General features: G+C 63.3%; 10 protein-coding genes. 8 read left to right on the top strand and 2 right to left on the bottom strand.

What is annotated here, in order from left to right; genetic code table 11:
- Window positions 1-125: 125 nt before the first annotated feature.
- On the bottom strand, window positions 126-1,625 hold the full coding sequence (locus AC0IYH_RS24685) for a CoA-acylating methylmalonate-semialdehyde dehydrogenase (RefSeq protein ID WP_116630082.1): 1,500 nt from the start codon (window positions 1,623-1,625) through the stop codon (window positions 126-128).
- A gap of 108 nt (window positions 1,626-1,733) precedes the next feature.
- On the opposite strand from AC0IYH_RS24685, the gene AC0IYH_RS24680 reads away from it, so the two are divergent.
- From AC0IYH_RS24680 to AC0IYH_RS24665, 4 genes are all read left to right on the top strand, one after another.
- Window positions 1,734-2,672: a LysR family transcriptional regulator gene (locus AC0IYH_RS24680; RefSeq protein WP_471836661.1), complete on the top strand. Its 939-nt coding sequence runs from the start codon at window positions 1,734-1,736 to the stop codon at window positions 2,670-2,672.
- A 68-nt stretch (window positions 2,673-2,740) separates the two neighbouring features.
- Window positions 2,741-3,670, top strand: coding sequence for an ornithine cyclodeaminase family protein (locus AC0IYH_RS24675; RefSeq protein WP_471836659.1), 930 nt, complete (start codon window positions 2,741-2,743; stop codon window positions 3,668-3,670).
- On the top strand, window positions 3,667-4,803 hold the full coding sequence (locus AC0IYH_RS24670; RefSeq protein ID WP_471836657.1) for an NAD(P)/FAD-dependent oxidoreductase: 1,137 nt from the start codon (window positions 3,667-3,669) through the stop codon (window positions 4,801-4,803). The genes AC0IYH_RS24675 and AC0IYH_RS24670 overlap by 4 nt, the downstream gene beginning before the upstream one ends.
- Window positions 4,800-5,426 carry a PAS domain-containing protein gene (locus tag AC0IYH_RS24665; RefSeq protein ID WP_116630078.1) on the top strand — a complete coding sequence of 209 codons (627 nt, stop codon included), beginning with the start codon at window positions 4,800-4,802 and terminating at the stop codon, window positions 5,424-5,426. Before AC0IYH_RS24670 ends, AC0IYH_RS24665 begins: the two co-directional genes overlap by 4 nt.
- A gap of 51 nt (window positions 5,427-5,477) precedes the next feature.
- On the opposite strand, the gene AC0IYH_RS24660 is transcribed toward AC0IYH_RS24665, so the two are convergent.
- The gene (locus tag AC0IYH_RS24660) at window positions 5,478-6,254 is read right to left on the bottom strand and encodes an ABC transporter substrate-binding protein (protein WP_471836655.1); all 777 of its coding nucleotides are present in this window, start codon (window positions 6,252-6,254) and stop codon (window positions 5,478-5,480) included.
- A 197-nt stretch (window positions 6,255-6,451) separates the two neighbouring features.
- Between AC0IYH_RS24660 and AC0IYH_RS24655 the strand changes: the two genes are divergently transcribed.
- The 4 genes from AC0IYH_RS24655 (at window position 6,452) to AC0IYH_RS24640 (ending at window position 12,254) form a co-directional block, all read left to right on the top strand.
- Entirely contained in the window at window positions 6,452-6,949 is a 498-nt protein-coding gene (locus AC0IYH_RS24655) for an RNA polymerase sigma factor (RefSeq protein ID WP_116630076.1), read from the top strand.
- Window positions 6,950-7,003: 54 nt separating this feature from the next.
- Entirely contained in the window at window positions 7,004-7,966 is a 963-nt protein-coding gene (locus AC0IYH_RS24650; RefSeq protein ID WP_471836654.1) for a FecR family protein, read from the top strand.
- An 89-nt stretch (window positions 7,967-8,055) separates the two neighbouring features.
- On the top strand, window positions 8,056-10,437 hold the full coding sequence (locus AC0IYH_RS24645) for a TonB-dependent siderophore receptor (RefSeq protein WP_471836652.1): 2,382 nt from the start codon (window positions 8,056-8,058) through the stop codon (window positions 10,435-10,437).
- 131 nt (window positions 10,438-10,568) lie between these two features.
- On the top strand, window positions 10,569-12,254 hold the full coding sequence (locus AC0IYH_RS24640; RefSeq protein WP_471836650.1) for an AMP-binding protein: 1,686 nt from the start codon (window positions 10,569-10,571) through the stop codon (window positions 12,252-12,254).
- Window positions 12,255-12,268 lie beyond the last annotated feature (14 nt).

Here is a 12,268-nt window from a genome sequence, read left to right as displayed (position 1 = left end):
GCAATAAAAAGTGGGAGGGGGCTTGCTCCCGATGGCGGTGGTTCAGTCAATATCTTCAGTGACTGACACTCCGCTATCGGGGGCAAGCCCCCTCCCACATTTGTCCTGCGGTGTTCTCTCAACCGTTACTTCGACACCGGCATCGCAAACTCCGCGCCCTGCTCGATGCTTTCCGACCAGCGCTGCATGATCGATTTCTGCTTGGTGTAGAAGCGCACACCCTCAGTGCCATACGCATGCATGTCGCCAAACAGGCTCTTCTTCCAGCCACCAAACCCGTGCCAGGCCATCGGCACCGGGATCGGCACGTTGATGCCGACCATGCCCACCTGGATGCGCCGGGCAAATTCGCGGGCGATGTTGCCGTCGCGGGTGAAGCAGCTCACGCCGTTGCCGAATTCGTGGTCGTTGACCAGTTGGATCGCTTCGCCGAAGTCATTCACGCGCACGCAGGCCAGCACCGGGCCGAAGATTTCTTCGCGGTAGATGCTCATTTCCTTGGTCACGTGGTCGAACAACGTCGCGCCCAGCCAGAAGCCGTTCTCCAGACCGGCTTCGGTGGGCACGTAGTCACGCCCGTCGAGCAGCAGTTGCGCGCCGGCTTGCACGCCTTGTTCGATGTAGCCACTGATGCGTTCCAGTGCCGCGCGGGACACGATCGGGCCCATCTCGGCCTTGAGGTCGCGGCCGTCGGTGATGCGCAGAAGCTTTGCGCGCTCGGTCAAGGCAGCGACGACTTTGTCGCCCACATCGCCCACCAGCACCGCCACCGAAATCGCCATGCAGCGTTCGCCGGCACTGCCGTACGCGGCGCCCATCAGCGCGTCGACGGTTTTTTCGATGTCGGCGTCGGGCATCACCACCATGTGGTTTTTCGCGCCGCCCAAGCCTTGTACGCGCTTGCCGTTGCGCGCGCCGGTTTCGTAGATGTACTGGGCAATCGGCGTCGAGCCAACAAAGCTCAGGGCCTTGACGTCCGGGTGATCCAGCAGCGCGTCCACCGCTTCCTTGTCGCCCTGCACCACGTTGAACACGCCCTTGGGCAGGCCGGCTTCACGCAGCAGCTCGGCCATGAACAGCGAGGCGCTCGGGTCGGTCGGGCTTGGTTTGAGGATGAACGTGTTACCCGCCGCGATGGCGATCGGGTACATCCACATTGGCACCATCACCGGGAAGTTGAACGGCGTGACGCCGGCGACCACACCCAGCGGCTGGCGCAGGGTCCAGTTGTCCATGCCGCGGGACACCTGGTCGGAATGCTCGCCTTTGAGCAGGTTGGGGATGCCGCAGGCGAACTCGAGAATGTCGATGCCCCGGTCGACTTCGCCCTGGGCGTCAGTGAACACCTTGCCATGCTCGGCGACGATGATGCGCGCCAGATCGTCCTTGCGCTCGCGCAGCAGGTGCAGGTATTCGAACAACACCCGTGCGCGGCGGATTGGCGGGGTGTCGGCCCAACCGTCAAACGCAGCCTGGGCGGCGGCGACGGCTTCGGCGACAGTCTGGCGGCTGGCCAGGGCGACGCGGCCGGTCTTTTCGCCGGTGGCCGGGTTGTAAACGTCCTGATAGCGATCATCGCGGCTCACGCGCTGGTCGTTGATGTAGTGCTCGATTGTAGTTGTCATGGCAGTCGATCCAGGTGGGTAGCGTTGGAACACACCTTAGGCTTTCGCTTTGTTCCAAACCAGAGCAGAATCCTGAACTTATTGTCCTTACATGCGAACAATCGAATCATGGAAAAGGCTGAGATCGAGGGGCTGTGGACCCATATCCATTGGCTGTCGGTGCTGGAAGAGCAAGGTACCTACACCGCTGCGGCGGCGCGTCTGGGGGTGAGCAAGTCGGCGGTGAGCCAGCGTATTTCCGACCTGGAAAAAGCCACCGGCACCCGCCTGGTCACCCGCACCACGCGCAGTGTGCGGCTCACCGATGCCGGGCTGTCGTTGACCCGCGAGGTGCGCAGCGCCTATGCGCAGATCGCGCGCAGCTTCTCGTCGGTGCGCGACTCGGTCGGGGAGATTCGCGGCCTGGTACGTCTTACGGCGCCCGTGGCATTTGCTCGTCAGCAACTGGTGCCGCATCTGTCGGAATTTTTGCAGCAGTATCCGCAGGTACGCATTCAGCTGGATGTGTCGGATGCCTTGAGTTCACTCGCCGCCGAAGGCTACGACCTGGCCGTGCGCCACGGTTTCCAGGTACCGGAAACCCACGTGGCCTGGAAGCTTTGCGACACCGGCTCGGTGCTGGTCGCCACCCAGGACTACCTCAAGCGTCACGGCGAACCCCGCGAGCCGGGTGACCTGTCGGCCCACAACTGCCTGTTCTACCCTCGCGGCACCGACCAGCCCGCCTGGACCTTCGAGCGCGGCAGCAAAAACGTCGAACGCCTCACCGTGCCCATCGCCGGCAGCTTCGCCACCAACAACAGCGAAGCCCTGCGCGACTCCGCGCTCAACCACCTGGGCATCGCCCTGCTCCCGGACTTCAGCGCCCACGCCGCGCTGGCGAGCGGCAAGCTGGTGCAGGTGCTCAAGGGCTGGACGCTCACGGGCGCGTTTGCCGATGAGATTTACCTGATAAGGCCGTATTCGCCGCACGTGCCGAAGTCGGTGAGTGCGTTGGTGGGGTTTTTGAAGGAAAAGCTCTCGGGAGGTTTTCGATTCATTGGGTAAGGTTTACCGCTTGATCAAAGAAACTAAAAGTCCATAATGGACAAAATAGTTTATTCGCGGAGACATCAATGCCCAACACACCGCACGTGATCAACCAAACCCAAGCCCGCGATTTGCTCGCACAGGTGGACGTACCACAGATCTTGCGCAAGCTGTTCCGTGACCTGGCCGCCGGGCACGCGGTGCAACCCGCGCAGCAACTGGTGGAATTCCCCCAGGGCGCCGGCGACTTCATCAACTACCTGGGTGTGCTGGCTGAAGACGGCGTGTACGGCATGAAGACCTCGCCGTATATCGTGCGTGAGCAAGGGCCGCTGGTCACCGCCTGGACCCTGTTGATGTCGATGCAAACCGGCCAGCCCTTGCTGCTGTGCGACGCCGCCGAGCTGACCACCGCGCGCACCGCCGCGACCACGGCGTTGGCGGTGGATGCGCTGGCGCCACAGGCGGCGCGGCGTTTGGCGATTATCGGCAGTGGCAAGGTGGCCCAGGCCCATCTGCACTACGTGAAAAACCTGCGCGACTGGCAGAGCATCCGTATGTTTTCACCGAGCCTGACCGACGCCACACAACTCAAGATCCTCGACCCTCGCTTGAGCATTGCGTCAACCTGCGATGCCGCTTTGGAAGACGCCGACGTGATCCTGCTGTGCACCTCCTCGGCCGGGCCGGTGATCGACCCGGCACGCCTGAGCAAACCGGCGCTGATCACCTCCATCAGCACCAACGCGCCGCGCGCCCATGAAGTACCGCCCCAAAGCCTCAACGACATGCAGGTGTTCTGCGACTATCGCCTTACCACCCCAGGCGCAGCTGGCGAAATGCTGATCGCCGCCGAACAGCACGGCTGGGACTCGAACGCCATAATCGGCGACCTGCCCGAACTGCTCAGCGACCAAGTGCCGCGTCCGTCCTACGACCGCCACGTGTTTTTCCGCTCCATCGGCCTCGGCCTGGAAGACATCGCCCTGGCCAATGCCCTCTGGAGACTGTTATGAGCCACGCAGATTTCATCATCATCGGCGGCGGCATTGCCGGTGCCTCCACCGGTTACTGGTTGTCGCAGCACGCCAAGGTGCTGGTGCTGGAACGTGAAAATCACCCGGCCTATCACTCCACCGGGCGCTCGGCGGCGCTTTACACCGCCGCGTACGGCACTCCGCAGGTGCGTGCATTGACCCTGGCCAGCCGTGAGTTTTTTGACAGCCCGCCGGCGGGCTTCTGTGAACACCCGTTGCTCACGCCACGCGGCGAAATGACCGTGGATTTCATCGGCGACGCCGCCGAGTTGCAGGCCCAGTACCATAGCGCCAAGGCCACCGTGCCGCAGGTCGAACTGCTCAGTGCGGATGAAGCCTGTAGGAAGTTGCCGATCCTGCGCCGCGAAAAAGTCCACGGCGCGCTGTATGACCCCACCGCCAGCGACATCGACACCGACGCCCTGCACCAAGGCTATCTGCGCGGTATCCGCCGCAACCAGGGCGACGTGCGCACCGACAGCCACGTGCTGGGCTTGAGCCGTGACAGCGCCGGCCTGTGGCATGTGAACACCCAGGACGCAACCTACATCGCGCCCGTCATCATCAACGCCGCCGGCGCCTGGGCCGACCATATTGGCTCCCTCGCCGGCGCGGCGTCGATCGGCCTGCAACCCAAGCGGCGCTCGGCGTTTATCTTCGCCGGCCCCGAAGGCGTAGACAGCCATGCCTGGCCGATGCTGGTAGCCCTCGACGAAGCCTTCTACATGAAGCCCGACGCCGGCATGTTCCTCGGCTCGCCGGCCAACGCCGACCCGGTGGAGCCCCAGGACATCCAGCCCGAAGAATTGGATATCGCCATGGGCATCTACCAGATCGAAGAAGCCACCACCCTGACCATCCGCCGGCCGACCCGCACCTGGGCCGGCCTGCGCAGTTTTGTGCACGATGGGGATTTGCTCAGCGGTTTCGACCCCCAGGTGCCAGGGCTGTTCTGGGTTGCGGCGCAAGGCGGCTATGGCATCCAGACTTCACCGGCCATGGGCCAGGCCAGTGCGGCCCTGGTGCGCGGCGCCGCGCTGCCGGAGGGGTTGACCCGGTTCGGCCTCGACGCTGGTATGCTCTCCCCTGCCCGCCTGGAGCCGCATCGATGAACAGCGCTGAACCCGACAAAACCCTGCAGAATTTTCGCGCGATCAGCGACGCCATCGCCACACTTTTTTTTCCCCACGCCGAAGTGGTGCTGCATGACCTGCGCACGCAAAAAGTCGATTACATCGCCAATAACCTGTCCAAGCGCAGCATTGGCGATGACTCGGCGCTGGAGGACATGCTCAGCGATGATGTCAGCGAAGTGAATATCGGCCCGTACGAGAAGCTCAATTGGGACGGTCAGAAAATTCGCAGCCTGAGCACGGTATTGCGCGATGGCAAGGATCGCCCGCTGGCGGTGTTGTGCATCAACCTGAATATCTCATTGTTCGAAAATGCCAAGGCGGCGCTGGACCTGTTCCTGTCGCCGAGCAAGCTGATTCCACAACCGGATTCGCTGTTTCGCGATGACTGGCAGGAACGTATCAACACCTTTTTGCATGCCTGGCTGCGCGAGCGTCAGCTGAGCCTGAATCTGCTGACCCGCGACCACAAGCGCGAGCTGGTGCTGGCCCTGCATGCCGAAGGCGCGTTCAAGGGCAAGAGCGCCTCGAACTATGTGGCCAATGTGCTGGGGATGGGCCGGGCGACGGTGTACAAGCACCTGAAAGAACTGAAAGGCTGATCAAATGTGGGAGGGGGTTGCCCCCTCCCACATTTTGACCGCGCATGACATTTAATCGCCGTAGATGTCAGCCTTGAAATACTGCTGCGAAATCTTCTGGTATTCGCCACTCGCGCGAATGCCATCAATGGCCGTGTTCAGCTCATTCACCAGCTCGCCATTACCCTCGCGCACCGCAATCCCCGCGCCCTCGCCCACGTATTTGGGGTCCTTCAGCTCCGGCCCGACAAACGCGTAGCCCTTGCCCCGTGGCATCTGCAGGAAGTCATTCAACGGGATGGTGTCGGCGAAGATCGCATCCAGCCGCCCGGACGCCAGGTCCATGTAGATTTCTTCGTTATTGCTGTAGCGCTTGACCGTGATGCCCTTGGGCTCGAACACCTCGGTGGCATACCGGTCGGTGGTGGTCGCGCGCTGCACGCCCACGGTCTTGCCCTTGAGGCTGGCGTACTGGTCATCCACCACCGCGCCGTCCTTCATCACCAGGCGCGAGGAGGTGAAGTAGTATTTGTGGGTGAAGTCCACCGACTTCTTGCGATCTTCGTTGATGGTCATGGACGACAGGGCCATGTCGATTTTCTTCACCTTGAGGGAAGGAATCAGACCGTCGAATTCACCTTCGACCCACACGCACTTGACCTTCATTTGCGCGCACAGCGCATTGCCGATGTCGTAGTCGAAGCCGACGATCTTGCCCTCCTCGGTCTTGGACGCGAACGGTGGGTACGCCGCCTCGATGCCGATGCGCAGGGTTTTTTCGGCGGCCAGCAGATGGCTGGAAGCAAGCAGGCTAAGGGCCAGGGCAGGTATAAGGGCGCGTTTCTTCATGATCGTGTCTCGCAAGTTGTTGTTGGTTTAGGCAAGAGAGAAGAAAAATGCAGCAGATTATTTTGTACTTATAATTCCATACTGGACTTTTACGTATAAACCGTCAATCCGCACCCAAACCCGACAATTCGCTATTAACAATCATTCTCGTTTGTTATATTCCGCCGCGCTTGCTCCCATGGCTGTCAGGTAGCGTTATGTCCGGCTCAGATCTCAAGGCGTTGTATCTCGCTCATCGCGGAGAAATCCAGGCGTACCTGGATCGCCGTTTGCGCTGCAAGGAAACCGCAGCCGACCTCACGCAGGACGCGTTCATTCGCCTGTCGGAACAGATGGGCCGCACGCGCATCGAGAACTTCCGCGCCTACCTGTTCTCGGCGGCGCGCAATCTGTTTATCGACCACACCCGCCGCCAGGAACACCGCAAAGGTGAGCCGCTGGACCAACAGGCGCCCGACAGCCTGGAGCAGCCGAGCCCGACGCTGGAGCAAGCCGCCATCGCCCATCAGCAACTCGCCGCCCTCAACGCATTGATCCAGAACATGCCCGAGGCCTGCCGCGAAGTATTTTTGCTGGTGCGCATCGAAGGCCTGACCTACGTGCAGATCGGCGAGCGCCTCGGCATCTCGCCGAAAACCGCGTACAGCCGCATGGTGCGCGCCCTGGACTTGTTGAAGCTGGGCATGCCCGAGTGAGCGCCTTCACTTATACTCGGCCGCTTGAATGTGCCTCGTTGAATTGATGACCCCATGAGTGTTGAACCGCCGCGCCTCGTCCACACCAGCCCCCGGCCCGATGACGCCAGCCATCAGGCCAGCGAGTGGTTTGCCTTGATCCAGGCCGGCGCGCCGACCCCGGCCGAGCGCGACGAACTGGCGCGCTGGCTCGCCGCCGACCCACGCAACGCCCACGCCTACGCGCAGTTGGAACAGCTGTGGGCGGCCACGGCACAGTTGCTGCCGCCCAAGGCGCACACCGCCCCGCAACTGTCACGCCGGCGCTTTGTCGGCCTGGGGCTCGCCGCCAGCGTGGCGGTGGTGGCCAGCGGCGCCACCACCCTGTGGCTCAAGGGCATAAGCTCACCGTTTGCCGATGTACGCACGGCGATCGGCGAACGGCGCACGCTGCAATTGCCCGACGGCTCCAGCGTGGAACTGGCCGGCAACAGCGCGCTCAACCTGGACTTTTCAAGCACCCGCCGCGCCGTTGAGCTGTTGCAGGGCGAGGCGTTTTTCCAGGTCAAACCCCACGCTTCCGGCGAGTTCAGCGTGCAAACCCAGGCCGGCCGGGTGCTGACGGGCGCCGCTGACTTCTGCCTCGCGTGCGAGGCGCAATCGGCGCAGCTAAGCGTCAGCCGCCACGCCGTGCGGGTGATCACCCCCAACCAGCAAACCGACCTCGGCGAAGGCCTGTCGCTGCACTTCAGCAGCACGCAAACCGGGGCGATCCAACGCGCCGAGCTGGAGCAGGTGCTGGCCTGGCGCAACGGCCGCCTGGTGTTCTTCGACACCCCGCTGCTCACGGTGGTCAACCAGCTGCAACGCTGGCGTGAAGGCAAAATCTTCATCCCCGACCCGCAACTGGCGGCGCGGCGCGTGAGCCTGATCCTCAACCTTAACCGCCCCGACCAGATGCTCGACGTGCTGTCCAAGGCGCTGGCCGTGCGCACCACCCGCTACACCGAGCTGATTACGCTGATCCAACCGGCCTAATCGCAAATAATTCACATCGCCATCAGGTATCGCGAAGCCTCATCCGTCCTAAAGGGATTGATAGCGCGACCTCATAGGGAACCACCTGAATGGCAAAGCATCCTCAACCCACCCAGCACTGGCGCGCCGCCGCCCTCGCCTGCAGCCTGCTCATCGGCGCGGTACAGGTGCAAGCGGCACCGTCAGCGGCCGCGAGCGCCAGCATGGCCATCAACATCCCGGCCCAGTCACTGCGCCAGGCCTTGTTGATGTTCAGCCAGCAGTCCGGGCAAAACGTGCTGCTGGACGGCAATCTGGATGGCGCGCTGCGCAGCTCGGCGGTGGTCGGTGTGTACGCCCCCGAACAGGCGCTGGCCGAGCTGCTCAAAGGCAGCGGCTACAGCTTTGCGCGCACCGACGCGGTGACCGTCTACCTGGTGCCGTTGCCGCAGCAAGCCAGTGAAATGACCCTGCCGGCCATCCATATCCAGGACTACGCCACGCAAGACGGCGGTCCCAGCGTCGGCTACCAGGGCAAGCCCGTGTCCAGCACCACGCGCCTGGGCCTGACCGACAAACAAACCCCGCAGGCGATCACCGTAATTACCCGCGAGCAACTGGACGACTTCAAGCTCAACAGCGTCAAAGAGGCCCTGCGCAGCGCGCCGTCGGTAACCGTCGAGCAGTTTGAAACCGACCGTACCGCGTTCACCTCGCGCGGTTTCAAGATCGAAAACTTCGAATACGACGGCATGGGCCTGCCCTTCTCCGGCGGCGTGCTGGTGGGCGAACAGGACATGACCGAGTTCGAACAGGTCGACGTGCTGCACGGCGCCAACGGCCTCATGAGCGGCGCCGGCGACCCCTCCGCCACCGTCAACCTGGTACGCAAGCGCCCTACCGACACCTTCCAGGCCAAGATCGACGCCAGCGTCGGCTCCTGGGATAACCGGCGCCTGGGGTTCGATGTGTCCGGCCCCCTCACCGACAGCGGCAACGTGCGCGGGCGCTTTATCACCTCCCATGACAAGGGCAATTCCTACCTCGACCACTACAGCCACGAAGTCAACGTCACCGCCGGCCTGCTGGCCTTCGACCTGTCCGACGCCGACACCCTGACCGTGGGCTTCTCCCAGCAGGACAGCTACTCCAACGGCAGCACCTGGGGCGGCCTGCCGATTGCCGACTACGCCGGCAACCGCATCCACTACAGCAGCCGCAGCTCCAGCGTGGGCCAGCCCTGGACCTACTGGAACATCCAGACCCAGCGTGCTTTCGCCGAGCTGACCCACACCTTCGAAAACGGCTGGAGCAGCAAGATCACCCTGACCGGCACCCGCCAGCATTCCGATACCAAAATGCTCTACGCCATCCCGATCACTGCCGACACCGTGGCCGCCTATATCAACCGCACCACCAGCAAGGAACACCAGGTCACGGGCGAAGCGCAGTTGGCCGGGCCGTTCAGCCTGCTCGGGCGCGAGCATGAGTTGACCCTGGGCGCCAACTACGGCCGCCTGCACCACACCGAACGCGGCCACTACCGCACCGCCAGCGGCAACCAGGTGGAAGACCTCGCCGACGTGCTGGCCGGCAACGTGGTGGAGCCAGCGCTGAACTACACCGACGAACTCAACACCCAGCTGTTCACCGACCGCCAGAAAAGCCTGTTTGCCGGTGCGCGCTTCAGCCTCACCGACGACCTGCACTGGATCGCCGGTGCGCGCATGCTCAGCGCCGACGGCGATGGCATGGGCTACGGCGCGCCCCACGACACCCGCGTGCACGGCAAGGTCACGCCCTACACGGGCCTGGTCTACGACCTGACCCCGCAGTGGAGCGTCTACACCAGCTGGACCGAAATCTTCAAACCGCAATACCTGCGCAGCACCGCCGGCGGCCTCATCGAGCCGCTGGAAGGCAAAAGCATGGAAGTCGGCATCAAGGGCAAGCTGCTCGACGAACGCCTGGGCGTCAGCGCGGCGCTGTTCAAGACCGTGCAACAAAACGTCGCCGAAACCACCGGGGAAATCGCCAACGGCCAATACCTGTACCGCGGCGTGGACTACAAAAGCCGTGGCCTCGAACTGGAAGCCAATGGCGAAGCCTTGCCGGGCCTGTCCATCGCCGGCGGCTACACCTACGTCAACATCGAAGACAACCACGGCGACCGCGCGCGCCAATACGTGCCCACCCATAGCGTGCGTGGCAGCCTCACCTACCGCTTGCCCGGCCTGCCCCAGGCCAAGGTCGGCAGCCGCGTGCAGTGGCAAAGCCACACCGAAGTCGACAGCAACAGCCGCGTGCAGCAAGACGCCTACGCGCTGGTGGACCTGATGGCCAGCTATGACTTCGATGCGCACTGGAGCACCTCGCTGAACCTCAACAACCTCACCGACCAGAAGTACCTGCTGTCGCTGTACCAGGCGGCCGGCTCCACCAACTACGGGGCGCCGCGCAACCTCACCGCGTCGGTCAGCTGGAAATACTGAGCATGACTTTTTTGCACAACGTACCGGTGTTTTTGAGCGTTCATCTCTAGATTTATGCGTGCCTATACTCGGTTCAGCCTGCGGGTTGAACCGCAGGTCAGTCCCTACAACAATAATCAAGGACACCGACCATGACCCAGCCCTTCCTGGCCGCGCGGGATTTTCTGCTCGCCCACCGCACCGACTACGCCACCGCCGCGCGGGATTTCCGTTGGCCGCAACTGGGCGAGTTCAACTGGGCCCTGGACTACTTCGATGCCATGGCCGAGGGCAACGCGGCCACTGCGCTGTGGATCGTCGAAGAGGACGGCAGCGAGCAACGTCACAGCTTCCAGCAACTGGCCACGCGTTCCAACCAGGTGGCTAACCACCTGCGTTCGCTGGGGGTGCGCCGTGGTGACCGGGTGCTGCTGATGCTCGGCAATGACGTGGCGTTGTGGGAAACCATGCTCGCCGCGTTCAAGCTCGGCGCGGTGGTGATCCCCGCCACCGCCCTGCTCAACCCGGATGACTTGCGTGACCGCATCGAGCGCGGGCAGGTTCGCCATCTGGTGGTCGGTGAAGCGCATGTCGGCAAGTTCGAGGGCTTGGGCGATGGCTGCAGCCGCATCTGCGTGGGCGCGGCGCCCACCGGCTGGGTCGCCCACAACGCCGCGTTCGAATACCCCGCGTCGTTCGAGGCCGAAGGCCGCACCCTGGCCACCGACTCGATGCTGCTGTATTTCACCTCCGGCACCACCTCGAAACCCAAGATGGTGCTGCACAGCCACCAGAGCTACCCGGTCGGGCACCTGTCGACCATGTACTGGATCGGCCTGCAACCGGGCGACCTGCACCTGAATATCTCCTCCCCAGGCTGGGCCAAACACGCCTGGAGCTGCCTGTTCGCGCCGTGGAACGCCGGGGCCTGCATCTTTATCCATAACGTCGCACGCTTCAGCGCGCAGGCCCTGCTCGGCGCGCTGGAAAAGTACCGCGTAACCAGCCTGTGCGCGCCGCCCACCGTATGGCGCATGCTGATCCAGGAAGACCTGGCCGCCTACAAAACCCGCCTGAACCTGCGCGAACTGGTGGGGGCCGGCGAGCCGCTGAACCCGGAAATCATCGAGCAGATCCAACAGGCCTGGGGCCTGCCCCTGCGCGATGGCTTCGGCCAGTCGGAAACCACCGCGCTGGTCGGCAACACGCCGGGCCAGTTGCTCAAGCCGGGGTCCATGGGGCGGCCGTTGCCGGGTTATCAAGTTGCCCTGCTCGACGCTGACGGTGTGCCGGGCACTGAGGGTGAAGTGGCCCTGCCGCTGGATGTGCGGCCGCTGGGTTTGATGCTGTGCTACGAGGACAGCCCGGAGAAAACCGCCGAGGTCATGCGCGACGGCTACTACCGCACGGGCGATACGGCGCAGATCGACAGCGACGGCTACATCACCTTTGTCGGGCGCGCTGATGACGTGTTCAAGGCGTCGGACTACCGCATCAGCCCGTTCGAGCTGGAGAGCGCGTTGATCGAACACCCGGCGGTGATGGAGGTGGCGGTGGTGCCGAGTCCGGACCCATTGCGGTTGGCGGTGCCCAAGGCCTTCCTGATCCTGGCCCACGACGCCCCCGGCAGCGCCGAGCTGGCGCGGCATATCCTTGAGTTCGCCCGCGAGCACCTGGCGCCCTACAAGCGAGTACGCAGGATTGAGTTTGTCAGCGAATTGCCCAAGACCATTTCCGGGAAAATTCGCCGGGTGGAGCTGCGGCAGATGGAAGTGCTACGCCGCCAAAGTGATACGCGGGGCGAGCAGGAACACTTCGAGGAAGACTTTTCACAGTGAGGTCTATCTGACTG

This window comes from Pseudomonas sp. AC463, assembly GCF_979253585.1.
Note: the sequence above shows the minus strand (reverse complement) of the source record. Positions and strands in the feature narration are given on the sequence as shown.